Origin of the sequence: Streptomyces sp. V4I2 (assembly GCF_030817655.1) — a bacterium.
GTDB lineage: Bacteria > Actinomycetota > Actinomycetes > Streptomycetales > Streptomycetaceae > Streptomyces > Streptomyces plumbiresistens.
In genome coordinates this window covers 8,624,503-8,648,184 of sequence record NZ_JAUSZM010000003.1, presented here as the reverse complement: position 1 = coordinate 8,648,184, position 23,682 = coordinate 8,624,503, and the positions used below count along the sequence as shown (strand labels likewise).

At 72.6% G+C, this 23,682-nt stretch carries 24 protein-coding genes; 8 read left to right on the top strand and 16 right to left on the bottom strand.

The window, feature by feature from the left end:
* Nucleotides 1–39 precede the first annotated feature (39 nt).
* Complete coding sequence (locus QFZ76_RS40535; RefSeq protein ID WP_307678340.1) at nucleotides 40–996, bottom strand: YafY family protein; 957 nt, start codon at nucleotides 994–996, stop codon at nucleotides 40–42.
* Nucleotides 997–1,035: 39 nt separating this feature from the next.
* Here QFZ76_RS40535 and QFZ76_RS40530 point away from each other — a divergent pair, with 39 nt between their 5' ends.
* Both QFZ76_RS40530 and QFZ76_RS40525 read left to right on the top strand, forming a co-directional pair.
* Nucleotides 1,036–1,512, top strand: a complete 477-nt coding sequence (locus QFZ76_RS40530; RefSeq protein WP_307678339.1) for a hypothetical protein — start codon at nucleotides 1,036–1,038, stop codon at nucleotides 1,510–1,512.
* Nucleotides 1,512–1,988, top strand: a complete 477-nt coding sequence (locus QFZ76_RS40525; protein ID WP_307678338.1) for a hypothetical protein — start codon at nucleotides 1,512–1,514, stop codon at nucleotides 1,986–1,988. The genes QFZ76_RS40530 and QFZ76_RS40525 overlap by 1 nt, the downstream gene beginning before the upstream one ends.
* On the opposite strand, the gene QFZ76_RS40520 is transcribed toward QFZ76_RS40525, so the two are convergent.
* From QFZ76_RS40520 to QFZ76_RS40510, 3 genes are all read right to left on the bottom strand, one after another.
* Nucleotides 1,957–2,700 carry a class I SAM-dependent methyltransferase gene (locus tag QFZ76_RS40520; protein WP_307680272.1) on the bottom strand — a complete coding sequence of 248 codons (744 nt, stop codon included), beginning with the start codon at nucleotides 2,698–2,700 and terminating at the stop codon, nucleotides 1,957–1,959. The two genes, QFZ76_RS40525 and QFZ76_RS40520, sit on opposite strands and share 32 nt — an antisense overlap.
* A 5-nt stretch (nucleotides 2,701–2,705) precedes the next feature.
* A complete protein-coding gene (locus QFZ76_RS40515; RefSeq protein ID WP_307678337.1) occupies nucleotides 2,706–3,011 on the bottom strand; it encodes a 4a-hydroxytetrahydrobiopterin dehydratase in 306 nt (101 codons plus the stop codon).
* 121 nt (nucleotides 3,012–3,132) lie between these two features.
* Nucleotides 3,133–4,239 carry an ADP-ribosylglycohydrolase family protein gene (locus QFZ76_RS40510; RefSeq protein ID WP_307678336.1) on the bottom strand — a complete coding sequence of 369 codons (1,107 nt, stop codon included), beginning with the start codon at nucleotides 4,237–4,239 and terminating at the stop codon, nucleotides 3,133–3,135.
* Nucleotides 4,240–4,429: 190 nt separating this feature from the next.
* Here QFZ76_RS40510 and QFZ76_RS40505 point away from each other — a divergent pair, with 190 nt between their 5' ends.
* Nucleotides 4,430–5,269, top strand: coding sequence for a helix-turn-helix domain-containing protein (locus tag QFZ76_RS40505; RefSeq protein WP_307678335.1), 840 nt, complete (start codon nucleotides 4,430–4,432; stop codon nucleotides 5,267–5,269).
* Here the strand turns inward: QFZ76_RS40505 and QFZ76_RS40500 are convergent.
* Nucleotides 5,251–5,676, bottom strand: a complete 426-nt coding sequence (locus tag QFZ76_RS40500; RefSeq protein ID WP_307678334.1) for a hypothetical protein — start codon at nucleotides 5,674–5,676, stop codon at nucleotides 5,251–5,253. The two genes, QFZ76_RS40505 and QFZ76_RS40500, sit on opposite strands and share 19 nt — an antisense overlap.
* A 246-nt stretch (nucleotides 5,677–5,922) precedes the next feature.
* Between QFZ76_RS40500 and QFZ76_RS40495 the strand changes: the two genes are divergently transcribed.
* From QFZ76_RS40495 to narJ, 3 genes are all read left to right on the top strand, one after another.
* Nucleotides 5,923–6,786, top strand: a complete 864-nt coding sequence (locus QFZ76_RS40495; RefSeq protein WP_307678333.1) for a helix-turn-helix transcriptional regulator — start codon at nucleotides 5,923–5,925, stop codon at nucleotides 6,784–6,786.
* A gap of 85 nt (nucleotides 6,787–6,871) precedes the next feature.
* The gene (locus QFZ76_RS40490) at nucleotides 6,872–7,687 is read left to right on the top strand and encodes an SAM-dependent methyltransferase (RefSeq protein WP_307678332.1); all 816 of its coding nucleotides are present in this window, start codon (nucleotides 6,872–6,874) and stop codon (nucleotides 7,685–7,687) included.
* 187 nt (nucleotides 7,688–7,874) lie between these two features.
* The gene (narJ, locus tag QFZ76_RS40485) at nucleotides 7,875–8,357 is read left to right on the top strand and encodes a nitrate reductase molybdenum cofactor assembly chaperone (RefSeq protein ID WP_307678331.1); all 483 of its coding nucleotides are present in this window, start codon (nucleotides 7,875–7,877) and stop codon (nucleotides 8,355–8,357) included.
* Between the two features lie 73 nt (nucleotides 8,358–8,430).
* Here narJ and dnaK read toward each other — a convergent pair whose 3' ends face one another.
* The 8 genes from dnaK to QFZ76_RS40445 all read right to left on the bottom strand — a co-directional run bounded on the left by dnaK (nucleotide 8,431) and on the right by QFZ76_RS40445 (nucleotide 18,947).
* A complete protein-coding gene (gene dnaK / locus QFZ76_RS40480; RefSeq protein WP_307678330.1) occupies nucleotides 8,431–10,335 on the bottom strand; it encodes a molecular chaperone DnaK in 1,905 nt (634 codons plus the stop codon).
* A gap of 117 nt (nucleotides 10,336–10,452) precedes the next feature.
* The gene (locus QFZ76_RS40475; protein ID WP_307678329.1) at nucleotides 10,453–11,211 is read right to left on the bottom strand and encodes a glycerophosphodiester phosphodiesterase family protein; all 759 of its coding nucleotides are present in this window, start codon (nucleotides 11,209–11,211) and stop codon (nucleotides 10,453–10,455) included.
* Between the two features lie 54 nt (nucleotides 11,212–11,265).
* Complete coding sequence (locus tag QFZ76_RS40470; RefSeq protein ID WP_307678328.1) at nucleotides 11,266–12,657, bottom strand: hypothetical protein; 1,392 nt, start codon at nucleotides 12,655–12,657, stop codon at nucleotides 11,266–11,268.
* Between the two features lie 115 nt (nucleotides 12,658–12,772).
* Nucleotides 12,773–13,201: an OsmC family protein gene (locus tag QFZ76_RS40465; RefSeq protein WP_307678327.1), complete on the bottom strand. Its 429-nt coding sequence runs from the start codon at nucleotides 13,199–13,201 to the stop codon at nucleotides 12,773–12,775.
* Nucleotides 13,202–13,262: 61 nt separating this feature from the next.
* On the bottom strand, nucleotides 13,263–15,062 hold the full coding sequence (locus QFZ76_RS40460) for a hypothetical protein (RefSeq protein WP_307678326.1): 1,800 nt from the start codon (nucleotides 15,060–15,062) through the stop codon (nucleotides 13,263–13,265).
* Between the two features lie 66 nt (nucleotides 15,063–15,128).
* A complete protein-coding gene (locus QFZ76_RS40455) occupies nucleotides 15,129–16,190 on the bottom strand; it encodes an ATP-binding protein (protein ID WP_307678325.1) in 1,062 nt (353 codons plus the stop codon).
* A 130-nt stretch (nucleotides 16,191–16,320) separates the two neighbouring features.
* Complete coding sequence (locus QFZ76_RS40450; RefSeq protein ID WP_307678324.1) at nucleotides 16,321–18,426, bottom strand: phage holin family protein; 2,106 nt, start codon at nucleotides 18,424–18,426, stop codon at nucleotides 16,321–16,323.
* Between the two features lie 89 nt (nucleotides 18,427–18,515).
* On the bottom strand, nucleotides 18,516–18,947 hold the full coding sequence (locus QFZ76_RS40445) for a hypothetical protein (RefSeq protein WP_307678323.1): 432 nt from the start codon (nucleotides 18,945–18,947) through the stop codon (nucleotides 18,516–18,518).
* 88 nt (nucleotides 18,948–19,035) lie between these two features.
* On the opposite strand from QFZ76_RS40445, the gene QFZ76_RS40440 reads away from it, so the two are divergent.
* Together QFZ76_RS40440 and QFZ76_RS40435 are read left to right on the top strand one after the other, a co-directional pair.
* A complete protein-coding gene (locus QFZ76_RS40440) occupies nucleotides 19,036–19,809 on the top strand; it encodes an MBL fold metallo-hydrolase (protein ID WP_307678322.1) in 774 nt (257 codons plus the stop codon).
* Nucleotides 19,806–20,432 (top strand): DedA family protein, encoded by a 627-nt coding sequence (locus tag QFZ76_RS40435; protein ID WP_307678321.1) that lies wholly within the window; start codon nucleotides 19,806–19,808, stop codon nucleotides 20,430–20,432. The genes QFZ76_RS40440 and QFZ76_RS40435 overlap by 4 nt, the downstream gene beginning before the upstream one ends.
* Here the strand turns inward: QFZ76_RS40435 and QFZ76_RS40430 are convergent.
* The 3 genes from QFZ76_RS40430 to QFZ76_RS40420 form a co-directional block, all read right to left on the bottom strand.
* A complete protein-coding gene (locus tag QFZ76_RS40430) occupies nucleotides 20,429–21,472 on the bottom strand; it encodes an MBL fold metallo-hydrolase (protein WP_307678320.1) in 1,044 nt (347 codons plus the stop codon). The two genes, QFZ76_RS40435 and QFZ76_RS40430, sit on opposite strands and share 4 nt — an antisense overlap.
* Nucleotides 21,469–22,716, bottom strand: a complete 1,248-nt coding sequence (locus QFZ76_RS40425; RefSeq protein WP_307678319.1) for an aminotransferase class I/II-fold pyridoxal phosphate-dependent enzyme — start codon at nucleotides 22,714–22,716, stop codon at nucleotides 21,469–21,471. The genes QFZ76_RS40430 and QFZ76_RS40425 overlap by 4 nt, the downstream gene beginning before the upstream one ends.
* A 219-nt stretch (nucleotides 22,717–22,935) precedes the next feature.
* Nucleotides 22,936–23,628 carry a hypothetical protein gene (locus tag QFZ76_RS40420; RefSeq protein WP_307678318.1) on the bottom strand — a complete coding sequence of 231 codons (693 nt, stop codon included), beginning with the start codon at nucleotides 23,626–23,628 and terminating at the stop codon, nucleotides 22,936–22,938.
* Nucleotides 23,629–23,682: the final 54 nt, after the last annotated feature.

The window sequence follows — 23,682 nt, the reverse complement described above, 5'->3', positions numbered from 1 at the left end:
TGCGAACCTCCTGGGAGGACGGGCGGGTTCCGTTCCTCCTCAGTCGCCGCCGCGCGCACCGGCGTTGCCGTATCTTTCGGCCAATTCGGCGACCGTCCGGGCCAGCTTCGCGCGCAGCTCGGGCGGTTCGAGCACCTCGATGCCGGTGCCCAGGCGCAGGAACTCGGCGTGGGCGTGGTCGAGGGACTCGATGGGGACCGTGGCCACGGTCCAGCCGTCGTCGTCCGTACACCCACCGGTCTCCGGCTGCCCGGCGAGCCGTACGCCCGGCGCCAGACGCACCACCGCCTCGCCCTGCCGGAGCCGGGCATGGAAGTCGCGCTGGTACGTCGTCCAGTACGCGGTCAGGTCGAAGTCGTCGGGGCGGACGAACTCCTGGTCGGTGGTGGTGAGCCGGAGGATCTGGTCGACGCGGAAGGTGCGGGGGCCGGGGCCGGCGACGACGTACCAGCGGCCTGCTTTGAGGACCAGGCCGTACGGTTCGAGGCGGCGCTCCACGTCGGTGGGTGTACGCCAACGATGGTATGCAATATGCAGGATACGGTTGTTCCAGACCGCGTCGGCGACTGCGGACAGGTACGGCGTCTCGTCCTCGTCCGCGTACCAGCCGGGCGCGTCGAGGTGGAAGCGGCCGCTGATCCGGTCGGCGTGGGCGCGCAGTTCCGGCGGCAGGGCCGCGCGGACCTTGAGCTGGGCGGCGGCCAGGACGGAACCGAGCCCGAGGTCGGCGGCGGGACCGGGGGCTCCGGAGAGGAACAGGGCCTGCGCCTCCCCCGTCGTGAGGCCGGTGAGGCGGGTGCGGAAGCCGTCGAGGAGGCCGTAGCCGCCGGCGTGGCCCGCGTCGCCGTACAGCGGGATGCCGGCCGCACTGAGGGCTTCGACGTCCCGGTAGACGGTGCGGACGGAGACCTCCAGTTCCCCGGCGAGCTGGGCGGCGGTCATCCGCCCGCGGGTCTGGAGCAACAGGAGGATGGACACCAGTCGGCTCGACTTCACTGACAGAGGATGTCAGTGAAGTCGGCCTAGCGTCGCGGCATGGCTTTCACGGAGAAACTGCTGACCGTGCCACCGCCGATCGAGGTGGCGGGGCGGCACATCAAGCGCTACCACGTCACCGCGGACCCGGCGGGCATCGCACCCGACGTGGCGAAGGCGGCGTACGAGATCCTGCCGGAACTGCTGCCGAAGCCGGACGGGACGCCGCCGGCGACCTTCGTCGTCCTGCACCGGGGCGGTGACGACGGTGCCTATCTGAACGCGTACAGCTGGGCGTGGGACAACGTCCTGCACTTCCGGGGCGCCGCGGCGGGTCAGCCCGTCCTCGGCTGCCCGGACAGCGACCCCACGCACTTCGTCACGCCGGACCTGCCGTGGATCGGCTGTGTCTGGGAGCTGCCGCCGATCCTGCACGAACGGGACGCCTGGGTACGGCACCTGCTGACCCCCGAAGTCCCGGATCTGGGCGCCTACTTGACCGATTCCCTGCCCGCCGGAACCACTGGAGACCGCTGATGAGCAGCCCGCACGACTTCGACTTCCTCCACGGCGAGTGGGAGGTCCACCACCGCCGCCGCACCGACTTCCTCGACCCGGACAGCAGTTGGGAGGAGTTCGGGGCGACGAGCCGCTGCTGGAGCCTGTTCGACGGGGCCGCGAACATCGACGAGATCGACATGCCGCACCTGGGGTCGAAGGGGCTGACGCTGCGGCTCTTCGACCGGGCGAGCGAACACTGGTCGCTGAACTGGTCCTCCAGCCGCAGCGGAAAGCTGTTCCCGCCGGTGACCGGCCGCTTCGAGGGCGGCCGTGGCGAGTTCCACGGCGACGACACGCACGAGGGGAAGGACGTGCGGGTGCGGTTCGTGTGGTCCGGGATCTCCGCCACCACGGCCCGCTGGGAGCAGGCCTTCTCGCTGGACGGCGGGGCCATCTGGGTGACCAACTGGTCCATGGACTTCAGTCGGCCTTCCGGAACGCCAGCACCGTGAACACGGGGTCCGGGCGCCGCCGGTCCTGGTCGGGCAGCGCCTGAAGCCGCGCGGCGAACCGTTCGGCGAGCGGATCGCCCGGGGGCACGCGCGTGAACCAGCCGCGCCGCAGGTCCGCGACTGTACTGCGCGGGCTGCGGCCCTGACCGACACCGGGGAAGCGGGCCCGGCCGACCGAATCCAGTCCGCAGTCGACTGCATACGATGTGACGGTCGCGGTGGCGTCCTGGGCCGGCCGGCGCGGGCGCGGCGCGAGGACCGCGTCGATGTCGCTGCCCACGTCGTGTGCGGCGGCCTTGTCGACGGTGGTGACGTACACGCCGCCGGGCCGCAGTACGCGGGCGCACTCGGCGACGACCGCCCGGACATCGCCGGGGCCGTCGAGGAGATGCAGCAGCCACACACTGGTGACGGCGTCGAACGTCCCGTCGGGAAACGGCAGCCGACGGCTGTCCGCGAGGACGATCGCCCCGGGCAGCCGTCCCGCCGCCATCCGGGCCATCCCGTACGTCAGGTCCGCGCCCGTCACCCGCAGAGCGGGCCGGGCCGCCGCCAGGCGCCGGGTCACGATCCCCGTGCCGCAGGCGACGTCCAGGAGGCGGCGGGCGGCGGCGGGGACCAGGCCGAGGACGGCGTCGGCGGCCGCGGCGGCTCTGGGCTCGCCGCCGCGGGTGGCGTCGTAGGCGTCGGCCTCCTTGTCGTAGTCCAGCACCTGCGTCACTGGGCTCCGTGGCCGGGGGCGAGCGCCTCCACTTTCCTCGCGAGCTCGAAGTCCAGCTCTGTCACGGCCCCGCCCGCACTGTGGGTGTTCACGGTGAGGGAGACGGTGTTGTAGCCGAGGGTGAGATCCGAGTGGTGGTCGAGCTCCTCCTGGACCTGGGCGATGTGGACGACCATCGCCGTGGCGGCGAAGTGCGTGCCGAGCCGGTAGGAACGGGCGAGCCGGTCCCCGTCGAGCGACCAGCCCGGCAGCTCCGCGAGCCGTTCCTCGATCTCCTTCTGCGACAGCGGTTCCACGGGCATGGCCGCGCTCCTTCCTGGATGCCGGGGTACTTCTTCAGCCTGCCACAGCCGGGCTGCTTCGGCCCTGGTCAAGGCCTGGTCACGGCCCAGGCCCGGCCCTGATGAGGAGGGTTCCCGATGGTCAGCTGGGGACACTCCCCCAGAGGGGGGACCCCCAGGCCGCGAGGTCGTCGGCCAGCGCGGCGATCCGGGTGCGGCCCTCGACCCGCTCCACCCAGACGTGCGGCAGTCCGACGTCGCCGTGCCGGGCACCGAGGAGGTTGCCGCAGATGGAGCCGGTGGAGTCGCTGTCGCCCGAGTGGTTGACGGAAAGCAGCAGGGCGTCCTCCACGCCGGTCGCGGCGAGCGCGCAGTAGACGCCGATGGCGAGGGCCTCCTCGGCGACCCAGCCCGCACCGAGGGACTCGACCTTCTCCGCGGTCGGCGCCCCCTCCTCGGCCAGGTCGACGGCCCGGCGCAGCGCGGCCGAGGTCTCCTCGTGACCCGGGTGGCGCTCCAGCTCGCGCAGGGCGCGCAGTACCGAGCCCTCCAGGGAGTCCCCGGCGACCAGGTGCGCCACGATCGCGGCGAACACGCCCGCCGCGTAGTAGCCGGTGGGGTGGCCGTGGGTGATCTGGGCACCGCGGGCCGCCATGGCGAAGGCCGCGTCGGCCGGGGCTGCGAGACCGAAGGGGGCCGAGCGCATCACCGCGCCGCAGCCCTTGGAGTCGGGGTTGACCTGACCCTGCTTGCCGTCGAGTTCGAGCCACGGGTCGGGGGCGTACATCTGGGCGACTCCGGACAGGCAGGCGTTGCCGGGGGCGCGGCGGGAGTACAGCCAGGCCTCGCTGATCAGACCGCCGGCGGGAGCGCCGCTCTGTGCCGGTGCGGCCTGCTCCGGGCCCGGCTTCGTCTGGGTCTCCAGCCAGCGTTCGTACGCCTGGCGCAGCAGCAGGGCCCAGCCGCCGCCGATGCCCTTCTCCCGTTCCCGTGCGCGGGCCTGGATGATGGCCTCGACGGTGAACAGGGTCATCTGCGTGTCGTCGCTGATCCGGCCCAGCACGCCGTGCGCGCCGGGCACGAACCCCGTCACCCCGCGCTCGCCGTGGGAGACGCGGATGCGGTCCAGGGAGGAGAACTCGATCGGATAGCCGAGGGCGTCGCCGACCGCCCCGCCCAGAAGGCACCCTCGCACCCTGGCGCGGTACACCGCGGCGGTCTCCAAGGTCGGCTTCGGCGGCCAGCTCATGCACCCACTCCTCAACTGAACACGGGCGACTGTCGATTGCTGATCGTTGATCGTTGATCGTTGATCGTCTACAGTCGCCGGTATCTTGACTACGGTCGTTCGCCTTCTTCACGGTTGTCCGCCGACTGTCGTCGGTCTGCCGCTGCGACTACTCGTCGACTGCGGCCGTTCCTCGACTACGGTCGTCCGTATGACCATTCTCGCGTCCGGTTCCGCCGCGTCCTCCGGCACCCCCGCCGACAGGGGTGTGGGCCCGCTGTTGCGGGCCTGGCGGGAGCAGCGGCGGGTCAGTCAGCTGGAGCTGGCGTTGCGTGCCGACTCCTCGGCCCGGCACATCAGCTTCATCGAGACGGGCCGTTCCCGGCCGAGCGAGGAGATGGTGCTGCGGCTGGCGGAACACCTCGATGTCCCCGTCCGCGAGCGCAACGCCCTGCTGCTGGCGGCCGGTTACGCCCCGCACTACCCGGAAACCCCGCTGGACGACCCGGCGTTGGACGCCCTGCGCGAGGGCATGGAGCGGCTGATCCAGGGCTATGAGCCGTATCCGGCGCTCGTGCTCGACGCGATGTACAACGTGCTCGCGGCCAACCGGGGCATCCTGATGCTGCTCGACGGCGTCCCGGAGTTCCTGCTCGCGCCGCCGCTGAACGCGATGCGGCTGACCCTGCACCCGCAGGGTCTGGCCCCGCGCATCCGCAACCTCCGTGAGTGGCGCGGGCATCTGCTGGCGCAGATGGAACGGCACATCGCCCTGTACCGCTCGGATCCGCTGCGGGAGCTGTACGAGGAGGTCGCCGCGTACCCGGTGCCGGAGGCTGCCGGCGACGGGCGGGACGGACAACCGGCCGAGCCTGTCCCCTACTTCGCGCTGCCGATGAAGATCGAGCACGAGGGCCGGACGCTGTCGTTCATCTCGTCCATCTCCACCTTCAACACGCCCATGGACGTGACGGTCGCCGAGCTGGCCATCGAGACACTGCTCCCGGCCGACCCGGCGACGGTCAAGTACCTTCACTCACTGATGCCCTGACGCGCTTTCAGGGCCGCGTGCTGCACCAGGGCGAACCCGGCGACGGTGAGTGCCTGCAGCACGGTCCACACGGCGCCGACCGTGGTCGGCGACAGCCACAGGCCAAGGGCGACGAAACTCAGCGCCGCCCAGGCCAGATTGGCCTCGATCACGGCCCGGACCGGCAGCGCGGCCGGGCGGGCACGGGCGGCGAGAAGGCCGACGGCGACCGCGTACACCGTGAGGAAGACACCGAGTCCGAGCAGCAGCCCGGAGCCGGACCCGAGGAAGCGCCCCAGCGGGCCGGACGCGGCGAGGTAGGCGAGGCCGTTTGCCCCGGTCACCGCCGCGTCCAGGGCGAGGAAGCGACGCAGCATGGTGTGCGGGTCCGAGGTCCGGGCGAGCGCGGCGATCTGGGTCGCGGACATGACGAATCACCCTCCGTCGAGGTCGGGTTGGGGCAGTGGGATGGGTGGGATGCCGGGTCCCGGACCGGAGTGCGCCGGCCCGGAACCCGTTGCCCTCACGATCCCGTCCGCCGACGCCACTGTCGATTACCCCGGAGGTAATCCCACGGCGGTGAAGCGCCTTGTCCCCGCCCGCTGGGACTGGTGTGACGGACAGCGGAACGTGGCACACTGCACGCAAGCTTCGACGCGTAGGGGAGGCGTGGCGTGAGTGAGCGGCGTCCTGCGCCCACCGTGGGTCAGGTGGTGCTCGGCAGACGCCTGCAGGAACTGCGGGAGGCGGCCGGCCTCAAGCGCGAGGAGGCCGCGCAGGTGCTGCGGGTGGCCCCGGCGACCGTACGGCGGATGGAAATGGCCGAGGTCGCACTGAAGATACCGTATGTCCAGGTGTTGTTGGAGACGTACGGCGTCGGCGGCGACGAGACGGCCGCCTTCATAGACCTGGCCGAGGAGGCCAACCAGCCGGGCTGGTGGCAGCGGTTCCACGACGTGCTGCCGGACTGGTTCAGCCTGTACGTGAGTCTGGAGGGCGCCGCCCGGATCATCCGTTCCTACGAACCGCACTTCGTGCCGGGCCTGTTGCAGACCGAGGCATACGCCCGGGCCGTGATGGAGGCGGGGACGATCGGGCAGGCGGAGCCGGAGACGATCGAGCGGCATGTGTCCCTGCGCATGGAGCGGCAGCGGCTGCTGGAGCGCCCGGACCCGCCCCACCTGTGGGTGATCATGGACGAGACGGTGCTGCGGCGGCCGGTGAGCATCCACGGCGAGGTCATGCGCGACCAGTTGGACAGGCTCCTGGAGTTCGCCGAGCGCGACCGGGTGACGCTGCAGGTCGCGGAGTTCTCGCAGGGCCCGCATCCGGGGACGTACGCGCCGTTCTCGTTGTTCCGCTTCGGCGAGCAGGAGCTGCCCGACATGGTCTTCACCGAGTACCTCACAGGAGCGCTGTATCTCGACTCCCGCAAGGAGGTCGCGACGCACCTCGAGGTGCTGGATCACATGTCGGCGCGTGCCGCGTCGGCCGAGCGCACCAAGAAGCTGCTCCGGGAGCGCCGCGAGGACTTCTGAACCCTCTCGCCTGCCCCCGCTCCCCTGCCCTTCCCCCTGCACGTTTCCGCACCGCCCCGCCTTGATCCCGAGGAGACGACGCCGTATGACCGGATCCGATGCCGCGTCCGCCCGTATCGACACCAGCCGGCCGCATCCGGCCCGGGTGTACGACTGGTGGCTGGGCGGCAAGGACAACTACCCGGTGGACGAGGAGCTGGCCCGCAAGATCCTCGCCGTGGACGACACGGTGCTGCGCGGGGCGCGGGCCAACCGCCGGTTCATGCAGCGGGCGACCAGGGTGGTCGCCGAGGCGGGGATCCGTCAGTTCCTGGACATCGGCACCGGCATTCCCACCGAGCCGAACCTGCACCAGGTGGCGCAGGGTGTGGCGCCGGAGTCGAGGGTCGTGTACGCGGACAACGACCCGATCGTGCTGCGGCACGCGGAGGCCCTGCTGCACGGTTCGGCCAAGGGGTCGACCGACTACATCCACGCGGACGTGCGCGACCCCGACACGATCCTGCGCCTCGCGGCTCGGTCGCTGGACTTCGGGCAGCCCGTCGCCCTGTCGCTGGTGGCCCTGACGCACTACCTCGGTGACGCGGCCGACGGCGACGACGTGCACGGTCTGCTGAAGCGGTACGTCGAGCTCCTCGCCCCCGGCAGCTGTCTGGTCCTGTCGCAGGTCACCCCCGATCTGAACCCGGGGTCGATCCAGAAGGCCGCCGAGCACTTCCGCCGTAGCGGCACCCCCTTCTTCCCCCGCTCGCTCGCCGAGTTCTCGCGCTTCTTCGACGGCCTGGAACTCCTCGGTCCCGGGGTGATCCCGGTCTCCGGGTGGCGGCCCGAGCCGGAGGACGTGGCGGTGCAGGCCGAGGGCATCGTGCCGGTGTACGCCGGGGTCGCCCGCAAGCCCTGACCCGGACGGGGGCCGCCGGCGGGTGCGGGACCCGTACGGGTGCCGTCAGCGGGTGCGTTCCCGTGTCCCGCCCTAGGTTCGAATGAGCCGCCGGCAAGCACGGGAGCAAGGGAGCGCAGGTGACCGACACCCGGAACGTCCACGGCCTGCGCCACCGGCGGACCGCCGGCGGGGCGGGGGATGGCTGATGCCCTCGGACGCGGTGCTGTACCAGGCGGCGGCGCTCTGCCTGACCTACCCGGACGACGCTTTCCGCGCCCGGCTGCCGCTGCTGCGCGAAGCCGCCCCGCAGCTGCGGGCGTTCGCGGACCACGCGGCCGTCACACCCGCGCGGGAACTGGCGGCCCACTACGTCCAGGTCTTCGACGGCGGGAGCCGGCACAGCCTGTACCTGAGTTCCTGGCGGGACGGCGACGTGCGGCGGCGGGGCAGGTCGCCGGCCGGCTTCAAGGACGCGTACCGGGCGCACGGCCTGGAGTTCACCGGCGAGGAGGTGCCCGACTACCTGCCCGCCGTGCTGGAGTTCGCTGCCCGCACCGGCGACACCTGCCTGCTCACCGAAGACCGCGACGGCCTGGAGCAACTCCGCGCCCGGCTCACCGACTTCGGTACACCGTATGCATCCGTCCTGGATGCCGTATGCGCGACACTGTCGACTGCATACACCTGAGCGCGTCGGCGACGACACACTGCCGACTGCATACACGGGAGCGCGCCGCCGACCGCCCTGCTCTGGCGGGGAACTAGGCCGCCCCGCCCTTCTCGTCCTTCCCGTCCTGCCGACCGCCCTGGTCCCTGTCGTCGTCGACGATCTCCGCGTCGACCACTCCCTCCTCGTCCTGCGGCGAGGTGTCCCGGCCGCCGGTGCCCGTGTCCTCTGTGGTGGTCTGGCCGCCGGCGGCCTGGGCGTACATGGCCTGGCCCATCTTCTGGCTGACGGAGGCGAGTTTCTCGACGCCGGTGCGCAGGGCGTTCGTCTCGGCGTTCTGTTCCAGGAGCTGTTTCAGCTCGGCGACGGCGGACTCGACCTCGGTCTTGGTGTCCGCGGGGACCTTGTCGCCGTTCTCGCGGACGAACTTCTCGGTCTGGTAGACGAGTTGTTCGGCCTGGTTGCGGGTCTCGGCGGCCTCGCGGCGTTTGCGGTCCTCCTCGGCGTACTGCTCGGCGTCCCGCATCATGCGGTCGATGTCGTCCTTGGGGAGGGCCGAGCCGCCGGTCACGGTCATCTTCTGTTCGCGGCCGGTGGCGAGGTCCTTCGCAAAGACGTGCATGATGCCGTTGGCGTCGATGTCGAAGGCGACCTCGATCTGCGGGACGCCCCGCGGGGCGGGCGGCAGGCCGGTGAGGTCGAAGACGCCGAGCTTCTTGTTGTAGGCGGCGATCTCGCGTTCGCCCTGGTAGACCTGGATGCCGACCGAGGGCTGGTTGTCGGTGGCGGTGGTGAAGATCTCCGAACGGCGCGTCGGGATCGTCGTGTTGCGTTCGATGAGCTTGGTCATGATGCCGCCCTTGGTCTCGATGCCCAGGGACAGCGGGGTGACGTCGAGCAGGAGGACGTCCTTGACGTCGCCGCGGATGACGCCCGCCTGGAGGGCCGCGCCGACGGCCACGACCTCGTCGGGGTTGACGCCCTTGTGCGGGTCCTTGCCGGTGAGTTCCTTGACCAGGTCGGTGACGGCGGGCATGCGGGTGGAGCCGCCGACGAGGATGACGTGGTCGATCGCGGCGAGCTTGATGCCGGCGTCCTTGACCGCCTGGTGGAAGGGGGTCTTGCAGCGGTCGAGGAGGTCGGCGGTCAGCTCCTGGAACTGGGCGCGGGTCAGTTTCTCGTCGAGGTGCAGGGGGCCTTCGGCGGAGGCGGTGACGTAGGGGAGGTTGATCGTGGTCTCGGAGGACGAGGACAGCTCGATCTTGGCTTTCTCGGCGCCCTCGCGCAGCCGCTGCAGGGCCATCTTGTCGTTGCCGAGGTCGATGCCGTACTGGCCCTTGAACTTCTTCACCAGGTACTCGACGACCCGCTGGTCCCAGTCGTCGCCGCCGAGGTGGGTGTCGCCGTTGGTCGCCTTGACCTCGATGACGCCGTCGCCGATCTCCAGCAGCGACACGTCGAAGGTGCCGCCGCCGAGGTCGAAGACGAGGACGGTCTGTTCCTCGCCCCGGTCGAGGCCGTAGGCGAGGGCGGCGGCCGTGGGCTCGTTGATGATCCTGAGCACCTTCAGGCCCGCGATCTCCCCGGCCTCCTTGGTGGCCTGGCGCTGGGTGTCGTCGAAGTAGGCGGGGACGGTGATCACCGCGTCGGTGACGTCCTCCCCCAGGTAGGACTCCGCGTCCCGCTTCAGCTTCTGCAGCACCCGCGCGGACAGCTCCTGTGCCCGGTAGCGGTTGCCGTCGATGGCACCTTGTTCGGGAAAGCGCCAGTTCGCGTCGCCCATGTGGCGCTTCATGGAGCGCGCGGTGCGCTCGACGTTCGTGACGGCCTGCCGTTTGGCGACCTCGCCGACGAGCACCTCGCCGTTCTTGGCGAAGGCCACGACCGATGGTGTGGTCCTGGCCCCCTCCGCATTCGCGACGACCGTGGGTTCGCCGCCCTCCAGGACGGCCACCACCGAGTTCGTGGTGCCCAGATCGATTCCGACCGCACGTCCCATCGCTGTCCCCTTCCGCCAGGGCCTTCCGCCAGGGAGCCTTCCCGCACTCCAGCACAAAACTTGAGTGCGTCCTTGTCAATGGGTGGGGCTTGTCAGCTCGTCATCGGAGGGCTCCTGTCAAACGGACGGGTACCCCAGGGCGCGCTCGTCCTGCCTCCCGCCCCGGAGGGCGACCGCCCGCCGGGGCCGGTCGGTGATCAGGACGTCCACGCGCGGGTCGGCGAGAAAGGCGCGCATCGGGGCGTCCTCGTTGACCGTCCAGACCATGGTGTGCAGGCCGTGCCGGGCCGCCTCGCGCAGGACGTTGGCGCGCGCCAGCGCCTGGTGCACGGCGACCCCGGTCGCGCCGCAGGCGCGGACCCGCCGCATGGGCAGCAGCTCGCTCAGCCGGGTCCGTGCCAGCCGGGCCGGGGCGATCTGTGTGCGGTCGCGGCCCAGGGACAGGGCCGTGCGCACGGCGGGGAACGCGCGCCTGATGGCGGCGACGGAGGCGTCCTCCAGGGTCGTGGCGACGAAGCCGTCCGTGCCGAGCAGGGCGATCGCCCGGTCGATCAGTTCGCGCTCGTGGCCGGTTTCCTTCAGGTCCAGGTGCCCGACGAGGTTCCCGGCGATCAGGGCCATGACCTCGTCGACGACCGGTACGGCGTATCCGGCGCGGTCGCTCAGCTCGGCGTGCGTGATCCGCGACAGGAGCGGTCCGGAGTGCGCGACCCGGGGGTCGTGGTAGACGACGAAGACGCCGTCGGCCGTACGCCGGATGTCGAACTCGGCGTACTCGGCGCCACAGGCGAGCGCGTCCTCGTACGCCGCCCAGGTGGCGGCGGCGGCGCGTTCGGATCCTCCCCGGTGGGCCGACACGGCGGGTCGTCGCGGCATGGTCAGGTCACCTCCCGAAGGGACACGGTCGGGTCGCACCCGCACATGGTGGCGTCAGCTTCCGGCCGCGGACCGGGGCGGCGGCACCGGCGCGGGCGGGCGGCCGTCGGGCGGTGACAGGAGCCGGCCGGAGCGTCGGCTGACCCGCCTGAGCAGGACGTATCCGATCACGACGAGGACCACGAAGGGCAGCCAGGCCAGCGCGTACGCCGTGCCGTACTCGCCGAGGTCGAGGATGGAGCGGTCGGCGCGGACGTCGGTGCCGTTGATGCCGAAGAACGTCAGCAGCAGGGTCGGCGGCAGTGCGATGAGGGTGGCCGCGGCGACGAGGGCGGAGACGGTGCGGTCGCGGCGGTCGTCGCGTTCGGCGAGTTCGGCGTCCAGGGCGGCGGAGCGGGCGCTGATGACGGAGGTGAGGCGCTCGACCATGCGGGCCGAGTTGTCGAGGCTGTCGCGGATGCCGAGGGCGTCGCGCAGCGAGGACTGGAAGCTCTCCATGAGCATTTCGGGGATCAGCAGGCTGTCGACGTAGGCCTCGACGCCGAAGGCCAGGTCCAGTTGGAGTTCGTTGACGCCCGCGGAGAGGCGGGAGATGAGGGAGCGGATCTCGTACGGCGAGTCGGTCAGGGCCTGTTCGTTGGCGCGCATCGTCTCGAACGCGGCGAGGCGGGTGCGCTGGAGGGTGGCGAGCGCGGAGATCATGCCGAGTGCGACCAGGGTCAGGCCGTTCTCCACGTGCGGGGCCCAGCCGGCCTGGACGCAGACGCCGCGGCCGTGGGCGGAGAGGGTGACGCCGTGGTTGCGCAGGTTGGGAGGGGTGGTGGCGTTGACGTCGGGGGTGTGGGTGGCCGGCATCCTGCCGCGGTAGACGATCTTGTTGAGCAGGCCGGGCCGGCGGGACGCGTCGGCGGCGCCGTCGGCGAGCAGGTCGTGCAGCAACCGTCCGCCAGGGAAGACGAGTTGGTGCACGTTCTGGCCGTAGGCGAGCGGGGTGGGCAGGGTGAGCCGCTCGTTCAGGACGTCGAGGAGCGGTCTGCCGGCGAGGCGGATGCGTGCGCGCTCGAAGCAGGTGTCCGCGAGCCAGGCGGCGAGGGCGGCGGGCTCGGTGTCGGCCGCGAACTGGCAGTCGAGGACCTGGGTCACGTCGCCGCGGGGGGTGGCGACGACGGTGATGTCGACGGATGCGAGGTCCAGGCCGTGGCTGCCGTGCGGCAGGTGGAGGTCGTCCGGGGTGGCGCGGTGGGCCAGGACCGGTACGGGGAGCACCTTCTCGCTGGTTCTCAGGTGCGGTTCGAAGCGGCCGAAGTCGTAGCGGTCGACGAGGGCGCCCAGCCGGGAGCCGTCCGGGCTCATTCGGCCGGCCAGGCTGAACAGCAGTACCGCGCGGGTGAGTTCACGCGTGGCGGAGTCGAGTACCGCCGATCCGCTGGATGTTCCCGGCCCCATCACGTTCCCTTCGACACCGTCGTCCTGATACCCGTCCGCCCGGTCATGAACCGACCGTCGCTCGGGCTGCCCCGGGTGGGGCCGCCCGCGCGACGGTCGTGGTGTGCCGGTCCGGTCAGGCGAGCTTCGCGGACAGGGTGATCGGTACGGCCTTCAGGGCCTGGCTGACGGGGCAGTTCACCTTGGCGTCCTCCGCCGCGGCGACGAAGCCGTCCTCGTCCAGGCCCGGCACGGTGCCCTCGACGGTGAGGTGGATGCCGGTGATGCCCTCTCCCGGCTGGAAGGTGACGTCGGCGGAGGTGACGAGCTTGGTGGGCGGGGTGCCGGCTCCGGCGAGGGCGTGCGAGAACGCCATGGAGAAGCAGCTGGAGTGGGCGGCGGCGATCAGCTCCTCGGGGCTGGTCTTGCCGTTGGCCTCCTGCGTGCGGGCAGCCCACGTCACCGGCTGCTCGGCGATGGCGCCGGAGGAGTCGAAGGTGACGACTCCGTTGCCCTCCAGCAGGTTGCCTTCCCAGACGGTGTGTGCGGAGCGCGTGGTAGCCACGGTCATTCCTTTCCTATGGTCCCGGATCCGGGTTTCGGACTCCATACGATCACACTCCGGCTCAGCTCACCCGGAAGACCGGTCCACGGGCGCTGAACGGCAGTCGTGCCCCTTGCGGGATCAGGTAGGCGTGCTCGCGCCGCACCCGCAGGACGTCGCACCAGCCGTCGGTGATCACGAGGACCGGCGCGCCGGGCGGGAAGTCGTCGGCGCGGTGCAGCAGGTCGATGCCGGGCTGCAGGACGGTGCCGCCCCGGCCGCGGACCCGCACCCGGCCCGCGATGTCGGTGACCGGTAGATAGCCGGCGTCGTGCGGGGCCGCGTCGCAGAACACGACCCGCGCGGCCGGTACGTCCCGGGCCTCGGCGTACGAGGCGATCGCGCCCAGCGCCTTGCCGAGCAGCACCCGGTCCATGGAGCCGGAGGTGTCGAGGACGACGCCGAAGGTGCAGCGGGCGATCTCCTCGGGCGGGAAGTACCGTCCCGCGCGCGGGATGCCGGGCGTGGCCGCCTGGCGGCGGGAGGGGCGCGCGTACGTCCGTACGGGCTGTGGGCTCGGTACGAACTCGTCGAACCAGCGGGCCAGTCGGGCGTCCCAGGGCAGCGGGGGGTGGCTGAGCGCGCGGATCTCCTCGACCAGGCCGCCCGGCAGGTGGCCGCGGTCCTGTTGCTCGTGCAGGTCGAGGCCGCGGGCCAGGCCCCGGCGGTAGAGCTCGTCGAGGTCGACGTAGTCGCGGGGCGTGCCGAGCGGGCCGCCGAGGATGTCGCCGGTGCCCTTGCCGCGCAGGGTGGCCAGGCGGCGGGTGCGGCGCAGGTCGCTGGCGATGCGGTCGTGGACCTCCTCCGCGGACAGGCCGGTCAGCTCCGGGTCGTGCAGGAGGCCCTCGGGCATGGTGCCGACCTGCATCTCGCTCAGCCAGCCGTTGATGACGTAGTCGCAGGCGATGTTGAAGAGGAACGGGTCGCGGGTGCCGCAGCGGTCGCCGTGGCGCAGGGCGGCGTGCAGCATCTCGTGGGCGAGGACGAAGCGCCATTCCTCGTCGTCGAACCGGCGCAGGGGGTTGATGTAGATCTCGCCGGCCTCCGGGTTCACCGCGGCGACGGAAATGCCGTGGGCGCGGGCGAGTTCGGCGTCGGCGACGAGGGTGATGCCGGCGGCGATGCCGCCGAGCAGCGGGTAGGAGGAGACGAACCAGCTCAGGGCCCGTTCCCAGGGGTGCAGTCGGGTGGGGCCGCCGGTCATGGAGTCGCGGCGGCCGCCGGCCAGGTCCAGGGCGGTGGACATGGTGCGGGTCAGGGCGTGCGCGAACGCGACCTGCCAGTCGGGTACTTGGCCGCCCCACCTGCTCCACGGGAGGAGCAGCTGGTCCGCTTCTTTGGCGGCCGTGCCGCAGTGCTCGTACGCGCCGGGGATCCCGGTCCGCCGCCAGCTCGCGGCGAGTTGCTCCTCGTCGCCGCCGGGGTAGGACAGCGGGAGGTCGTCGGGGGGCCGGCCCACGGGGACGGTCAGCAGGAAGCGGTTGACGACCGTGCAGCGGGCGGCGAGGTCGTGGCGGTCGGGCTGGACGCGTTCGCCGGTGGCGGCGGGGACGTGTCCGAAGCCGAGGTGGATGAGGGCGTGGGCGAGGGCCCAGGCCCATTCCTCGGGTTCGGCGAGGCGGGTGGGGTGCAGGTGCACGGTGCCGTTGGAGGTGACGCGGGCGAGGCCGTGCCGGGGAGCGAGGGCGCACTCCTTCTCGCGGCACAGCTTGGCCTCGATGGCGGCCAGCGCGGGGTTCGCCATCGCCAGCCGCACGCCGTCGGCGCACGCCTCGGCGGCCGGGTCCTTCTTGGGCTCGCCCTGCTTGCGTCCGCGGCTCATCCGCGGGCCTGCGCGTTCTCGCGCGTACGGGTCACCGGCAGGCCCCGGTCCGCGTGGCGGGCCGGCTCATCGTCGTGCCTCCACCAGCCGGGGCATGTCCCGGGCGGCCTCGATGAGGAACCAGGCGGGCAGGACGGGGTTGCCGTCGGCGTCGGAGGCGATGACGCTCTGGGCGACCTCGACGGAGATCTCGGCGAGCTGCACGAGCAGCGACTTGGCGCGGTACGCGGTCTGGCGGCCGTTCGCCGACATGTGGTCCTTGCTCGCGGGCAGTTCCTTGACGAGGCGGCCGCGGAAGGACTCGGCGAGGTAGTAGAGCAGGTCGCGGTCCTCGAGGCGGTTCGGCCAGCGGGCGTCGCCCTTGAGGATCGCCTCGATGCCGAACCGGCTGCGGACGATCTTGGCGTAGCCGCAGAACGCGGTGGCGTGCGCGGGTGTCAGCGTGCCGTGCGCGAGGACCTTCAGGGTCTGCTCGTCGAGGCCCGGCCCGAAGGAGTGCAGGGCGTCGGAGAGCATGTGCCAGGAGCGGGGTGTGGAGAACGGCTCCTCGGTTTTCGGGGGCTTGGACCACAGGTGGTCGGGCCGGTCGGTGAGGTGGTCCAGGATCCACGGGTGGATGCCGTTGCCCGCGGCCCAGACGAGCCAGTCCTTGGCGGAGGCCTCCAGGTGCACATGGGTGAGGCGGTTGACGAGCGCGGAGGCGATCGGGCGGGCGAGGGCGTTGTCGGTGGCGCGGTTGCCGGCGCCGATGACGATGGAGCCCTTCGGCAGTTCGTAGGTGCCGATACGGCGGTCGAGGATCAGCGAGTAGAACGCCTTCTGGACGTCCGGTGTGGCCGCGTTCAGCTCGTCCAGGAACAGGCAGTACGGCTCGTCGCGGGCGATCGCCTCGGGCGGGCAGAACACCGAGCGGCCGTCGCGGATCTGCGGGACGCCGATGAGGTCCTCGGGGGCGAGCTGGGTGCCGAGCAGGCTCACGCACTCCAGGCCCAGCGACTCGGCGAACTCCCTCACCAGGGAGGACTTTCCGATGCCGGGGGCGCCCCAGACGAAGACCGGCCGCACCGTGGCGAGACCGAGCAGCAGCTCGGGGATGCGGGAGGGCGTGACGGTGACGGCTGCCTGCAAGTAGTGACTCCTGGGAATGTTCGAGGGGGCCGGGGCGTACTGGTGCGCGACGCCCGGTACGGACAGTGTGGGCGCGGCGATCGGCGGGCGCAGCCCATTTATTTCGCCCCGGGTTATTGCGCCCCGGGTTTCAGGCGGCACGTCGGTCCTCGCGCGCCGCCAGCGGAACCTGGGGGCCGTCCGTCTCGCGCAGCCAGCGGCGCAGCACGCGGTGGATGTGCTCGGCCCCGGCGAGCGGGGTGCCGTCCTCGTCGGGTGCGGACAGGGCGAGCGGCGACAGCAGGAAGGCCTTGGCCTGGGCGCCGCCGAGGCCGCCGTGCGAGCCGATCTGCTCCTCGAAGGCGAGGACTTCGCCGTCGGCGGGGTCGTACCAGGAGTTGACCATGATGTCGGCGGTGTGCGGGAAGGAGTGGGTGCGGCGGACGGCGTCGGCGGCGCCGGGCCCGAAGTCGGCGAGCGGGCCGGGGTTGTCGTCGAGTTGGTCCAGGGGGATCTCCGCGCCGAACGGGCCGAGGACGACCCCGCCGTGCTCCTCGCTGCGCACCAGCAGGAAGCCGATGCCGGGATGGTTGGCGAGGGTGGTCAGCAGGGCGGGGTGGCGGGCGTCGATCTCCTCCTTGCTCATCCGGTGCGGTACGTCCGGGAAGGACACCAGGCCGAGGTTGCCGGAGGCCAGCACGATCGGCTCGGAGCGGCGGCTGGAGGGGCGGTGCTGTTCGCCGCCCTCCTCGACGGGCCGGTGCAGTGCGGCGCGTACGGCGGCGCGGGCCTCGGCGCCGCTGTGGGTGCGTCGTGCCCGGCGCGGCACGGGCAGCCCGCAGCCGGCCCGGACCAGGTCGCCGAGGGTGAGGCCGTAGCGGGTGCGGAAGGTCTCGCCGGGGCTCTGGCCGTGGTCGGACAGGACGACGATGCGGTAGGGGCGCGGGGCGTGCTCGGCGACGTTCTCGATCAGGGCGAGGGAGCGGTCGAGGCGTTCGAGGACCTTTTCGGCGTCGCGGCTGAACGGCCCGGAATGGTGCGCCACTTCGTCGTACGCCACGAGGTCGGCGTAGACGGCGGTGCGTCCGGCGAGCATGTCGCCCATGACCGCGGCGACCACGACGTCGCGTTCGACGACGGTGGCGAAGGCCCGGATGAAGGGGTAGAGGCCGCCGCGGGAGACCCGGGGGCGGACCTTGCGTACCCGGGACCGGGTGGACTGGCCGATCTCGCGGGCGGCTTCGGCGACGAAGGACATGGCGGTGCGCACGGCGTTGGCCGGGTCGGAGAAGTAGGCGAAGTAGCCCGACCTGGAGCGGTTCTCGCGGCTGCGGCGGCGGGTGGCGATGGACAGCACGAGGGCTTGTTCGTCGGCGCCGCCGGAGAAGAGGTTGCCGCGGCTGGCGCCGTCGACGGTGAGCAGTCCGCCGTCGCCGGTGGCCTCGACGGCGCGGCGCTGGAGTTCGGCGGCGCTGGTCGGGCGGTTGCAGACCATGACCTCGCGGCGGTCCTTCTCGTACCAGCGGAAGGCGGGGATGTCGTGGTTGCTGCCGTGCAGGATGCCGAGCTGGCTGGCGCCGGTCTGGCTGGACCAGTCGGTGCGCCACGGGGTGAGCCGGTGGGTGGGCCGGCGACGGCCGCCGGCGACGGCGGGGGCGTCGCCGAGCCAGCGGGCGGCGGTGGGCATCAGACCGCGGCCGACGGCGTCGAGCAGGAGGTCGTGACCGACGCCGTCGAGCTGTATGAAGACGGTGCCGGGGCTGGCCGGGCAGGCCGCGCCGCCGCCCCTGCGGCGGCGGTCGGCGAGACGGTACAGGCGGCGCCGGTAGGCGTCGTCGTCGCGCACGGCCAGGGCGGCGCCGGTGGCGGAGGCCACGGCCGACATCACGGCGGCGACCACGACCGCGGTTTCCGGGGCGGCGTCGCCCCGCTCGGCCGGGTTGAGGCGCAGTGCGATCAGCAGCAGCCCGCCGTTGAGGAAGAAGACCAGCAGCCCGAGCACGAGCGCGGGCACGAGCAGCAGCAGCCGTACGAGAAGGGGCCACACCAGTGCCGACAGCAGACCGAAGGCGCCCGCCCCGATCGCGGCGGTGACGGCGATCCGGGTGGCGCTGTCGCCGTCGACGGACTGGATCCGGAAGTCGGGCAGGATGCCTGCCAGTACGAGCATCGTGAGGGTGGACACGGCCCACACCGTGACGCTCCGCCCGACCTGACTGGCGACCCGCCGCCACCGCCCTGCACGCACGCCCAGCACACCTCACGTCCCGGCCCGGCCCGTCATCGGTGCGGGCCCGGGGCAAGCCTGTCATACGGGCCCGGCCGGACAGGTTCCTCGTGGTGCCGCTAGCGCCCGTCGTAGCCGGCCGTCGGCATCGACAGCCTGCGGTGCACCCGGGCCTTCATCTGGGCGTCGTACGCGGGCTCCGCGCGCCCCACGGTCTCGACCCGCACCCCGCGTCGCGCGCACTCGGCGGTGAACTCGTCGACCGACGACAGGGCGCTCTGCAGGACGCGCAGGCTCGGTGCGACGAACACGTCGCGGCCGGGGCGCACGCCCTCCCACAGGACACCGTGGTCGGGACGGAGCCGGTGCACGAGCAGTTCCCGGGTGACGACGTAGCCCCGCTCGGCGGCCCAGCGGGCGCACATCGCGTGCTGGCTGCGGGAGTCCACCAGGAAGGGGTCGTCGTCGAGCTCCTCCAGGGGCGTCAGACTGGCGATCGCCGTGACCCGCAACGGCGGGCGGCCGACCGGTGCACCGCGAACCTCTCCCATGGAGTCCCCCCTCACTCACCTCCGGGTTTCGCCGCCGACCCTACTCCTGCCCGTAGGCTTCGGGGAGTCGCGCGAAGGAGGCAAAGAGGTGCCGGTGGAGATCACTTGGTGGGGTCACGCCACCTGCACGGTCACGGATTCGGACGTACGTGTGCTCACCGACCCTCTGTTCGCCCGCCGTCTGGCTCATCTGCGGCGCCGTCGCGGGGAGTTGCCGCCGCCCGGTGCCTGGCGCGCGGACGTGGCGCTGGTGTCGCATCTGCACGCCGACCATCTGCACGTTCCCTCGCTGGCGCGGCTCGCCCCGGGCACGCGCCTGCTCGTGCCCCGGGGCGCACCACGGGCGGTACCGGGGCTGCGCCGGCTCGCGCATCTGAGGGTGAGCGAGGTGGCTCCCGGTGACGAGATCAGGGTCGGTGACCTGCTGGTACGGGTCGTGCCGGCCCGGCACGACGGCCGGCGGCTGCCGCTCGGACCGCACCACGCCCCCGCGCTCGGCTATGTCGTGGAGGGCGAGGGCCGCACCTACTTCGCCGGGGACACCGGCCTGTTCGACGAGATGGCCAAGGAGGTCGGACCGGTCGACGTGGCGCTGCTGCCGGTGGGCGGCTGGGGACCGTACCTCGGCGAGGGGCATCTGGACGCGGGGCGGGCCGCGGAGGCGCTGGTCCGGCTGGCGCCGCGCAGTGCGGTGCCCGTGCACTACGGCACGTACTGGCCGATCGGGATGGACGCGGTGCGCCCGCACGAGTTCCACGCGCCGGGCCACGAGTTCGTGCGCCTCGCGGCCGAGCGGGCACCGCAGGTGGCGGTGCACCGGCTCGGGCACGGGGAGAGCGTGCGGCTGGAGGCCGCCCGGTGAACTGGCTGGCCGCCGCCTCGACGGGCGTGACGCCGGAGTCCACCCAGCAGGCGATCGGGTATCCGACGCTGTTCGTGCTGGTGCTGCTCGGGGCGCTGGTACCGGTGGTGCCGACGGGGGCGCTGGTGAGTTCGGCGGCCGTGGTGGCCTTTCACCAGACGGCGCCGTTCGCGCTGGCGCTGGTGTTCGTGACGGCTTCGGCGGCCGCGTTCCTCGGTGACATCGCCCTGTACTGGCTGGGGCGGCGCGGCATGCGGTCGAAGAACGGCTCGCGCTGGCTGGAGGCGATCCGCTCGCGCGCCCCCGAGGACCGGCTCACGCGGGCGCAGGAGAAACTCGCCGGCCACGGTGTGGCGGTCCTGGTGCTGTCCCGGCTGGTGCCGGCCGGGCGGATCCCGGTCATGTTGGCCTGTCTGATGGCGAAGTGGCCGTTGCGCAGGTTCGCCCGCGGGAACTTTCCGGCGTGCCTTGCCTGGGCGGTGACGTACCAGCTGATCGGGATCCTCGGCGGGTCGCTGTTCAGGGAGCCCTGGGAGGGCGTGGTCGCGGCGGTCGCGCTGACCGTGGTGATCAGCGCGGCGCCGAGTGCGTGGCGCAGGGTGCGCCGGACCGCGAAGGCCTAGTCGAGGATCCGGGAGCCCCCCACGGGCAGGTCCCACAGGTCTTCTCTGGCGCGCCCCGCCTTCTCCCAGGCCGCCCGCACCCGCGTGAGCGGCTCGAGCACCGGCTCCGCCGACAGGACGAACGTCGCCCAGTGCATGGGCGCCATGCGCCGCGCCCCGAGGTCCTGCGCCGCGCGCACCGCCTCCTCCGGGTCGCAGTGGACGTCGCTGAGCCACCAGCGGGGGTCGTAGGCGCCGATGGGGAGCAGGGCGAGGTCGATACCGGGGTAGCGGCGGCCGATGGCGGCGAACCAGTGGCCGTAACCCGTGTCGCCGGCGAAGTAGAGGCGCTGTCCGTCGGGGGCGGTGAGCACCCAGCCGCCCCACAGGGTGCGGCAGGTGTCGGTGAGGGAGCGCTTGGACCAGTGGTGGGCGGGCACGAAGTCGAAGCGGACACCGTCCAGTTCGGCCGCCTCCCACCAGTCCAGCTCCGTGACGTTCGTGAACCGGCGGCGGTGGAACCAGCGGGCGAGCCCGGCCGGCGCGAACACCGGGGTGTCGCGCGGGAGTCGGCGCAGGGTGGGGGCGTCCAGGTGGTCGTAGTGGTTGTGGCTGATGACGACGGCGTCGACGCGTGGCAGCTCGCTCCAGGCGATGCCGACGGGGGTGATGCGGGCCGGGGTGCCGAGGATGCGGCGGGACCAGACCGGGTCGGTGAGGACGGTCAGCCCGCCGATCCGCACGACCCAACTGGCGTGTCCCGCCCAGGAGACGGCGATCGTGCGCGCGTCCACGCGGGGCAGCGGGGCCGGTTCGAAGGGCAGTCGGGGGATGTCGGCGAGGCCCTCCCGGTCGGGGCGGATGGCGCCCTCGCGGGCGAAGCGGGCCATGGACTTCAGGTCGGGCAGCGGGGCGGTCAGCCGGTCGTGGAAGGAGCGCGGCCACACCCGGTGCTCGCCGGGCGGTCTGGGGGCCACGGGGGGTGTGGGGGCGGAGGGGGCCGTCGGAGCGTCGGTGTCGTGGTCGGGTGTGCTCGTGGTCGACTCGGACTGCTGCGTCATCGAGGAGGCTCCCATCGCTGAGCGTCGTCGCGGAGATCGTCGAAGACCGATTCCATATGGATCAACGCGCGTCGCACGTGTGGCAGTTCCAACGGTGAGGGTGAACCGAGGCATTCCGCGCGTTCCTCGTCCGTAGCGCCCAGCAGCGGGCCCGTGGACAGCCGTACCCGCAGCGCCCCGAGGTCGTCGCCGAAGCGGTGGCCGCCCGGTGCGGGCATGCCGAGCCGGGCGGTGAGGAAGTCCTCCAGTTCCTGCGCGTCGCCGACCCCGTGCGCGGTGAGCGCGGTCTTCAAAGGTCCCAGGTCGACGTAGAGATGGCGGCCGGACTGCGGGGGCCGGGCCAGCGCGCCCGCCGTGACGACGGCCGTGTGCGCGGCGGCGGCCACGCGCGCGTGCAGGCGTACGGCGGCCTTGACGCGGGCGGTGAGCGGCTCGGGCTCGGTCAGGGCGTACGCGGCCGCGACGGCGACCGGGGCGGCGACGCGGGCGCCGAGCGCGGTGAGCACGTCGAGCACGCGCGCGCGTAGGGCGTCGCCGGTCCCGCCCGCGGGGAAGCGGGCGACGGCGGCCGGCCAGCCGGTCGGCAGCAGGGCGCCGGCCAGGTCGGTGACGACGGTGGCCTTCCCCGGCAGCATCTCGGCCGGGCTGAGCAGGACGGTGCCGTGCGGGTCGTGCAGGGTGTCGCGCCAGGTCTCGTCGCTGACCAGGTGCAGACCCTCGCCGACGGCGGCCTCCAGGGTCTCGTGCAGCAGCTCGGGCGGGGCCACGGTGGCGGTCGGGTCGTCGGCGAGGGACAGCACGAGGAGGCGCGGATTTCCACCCTCCCCACGGACCCGGCGGACGGTCTCCAGCAGGGCGTACGGATCGGGAACGCCGCCGGACTCCGCCGGTGTCGCCACATGGAAGGCGGGTCTCCCCAACAGGCGTGCGTACGGTGCCCACCAGGCGGCACACGGCCGCGGCACCAGGACGTCGCCGCCGAGGGCGGCGGTCAGGGCGAGCAGCAGGGAGGGTGAGCCGGGGGCGGCGACCACATGGCCGGGGGCGGTGGGCAGGCCACGCCGGTCCCAGTAGCCGCACGCGGCCTGAAGGAGGTCGTCTGAGCCGCCGACCGGTTCGCTGCGGGCGCGGCCGGCCGCGGCGGCGAGTACGGCGGACAGCTCGGGCAGCACCGGCAGACCGTCCTCGGGAAGCGGCGGCCCGAAACGGACGGGGCCGTGGCCTTCCGGGTCCGTCCGCGGCATACGTACCTCCGGGGTGGGGGGCTTGCCTTCTGTGCCGTTGCCTTCTCTGCCTTGTCGTCTCTGCCCTTGTCGCCGCCCCGGCATGCCCGGTGGCTCGTGTGGTGCGGATCGTGCCCTCGGGCTCTGAGTACCCGGACAGCCGTCCCGGCATGGGCGCCGATGCGGGTTGTGCCGGTCACACGACGGCGACGAAGGCCGTGTCGGCTCTACGCGGTGTCGTCAGCTCTCGCCGGCGGTCCCCTTGCGGCGCAGCCGGTACACCGCGGCGCCGAGCGCGCCCGTGATCAGCAGGCCGCCGCCGACCAGGGCGGGCACCGAGTCGGTGAAGGCGCCGCCCTCGCCGGCCCGCACGCCGCGCGGGACGGCCGCCGCGTGGCAGGAGTCGGTGGGTGACTCGGTGGGTGACTCGGTGCAGGGGCGGGTGGTGGCCCGGGTGGTGGCGCAGGAGTCGCCGTACGAGCCGGTCCCGGTGGCGCACGGCTCGCCGCTCGCGCGGGTCACCGTGAACGTGGCGCTCCACTGCTTGCCCTGCCCGCCGGGCGCCGCCGGGCAGGTGCCGTCGACGGTCCACGCGGTGTCCTTGCCGACCCCCTCCACCTCGCCTTCGAGGTCCTCGGCCGGGGCGATCCGGGCGGTGCCGCTGTAGGCCGGGCCGGTGACCTTGTCGTCGTTGCCGGAGACCAGCCGCAGGGCGACGGTGCCCTCCTCGAAGGCCTGCGAGGTGGCCTCGATGGTGTCGGGCGGGGAGCCGCCGGTCGGGTCGCAGGTGACCGAGACGGTGACGCTGCCGCCCGGGGAGGCGCTGCTCGGACTGACCTCGGCGGCCGGCTCCGCGAGGGCGGCCGGTACGGCGATGCCCAGGGCGGCAGCCGCCAGGGCGGCGACGGACAGGGCACGGGCGCTCGGGCGCATGGGGAGGGCTCCTTCGGCCGACGGCTGCGGGGGCACGACCGCCGTGTCCCCGCA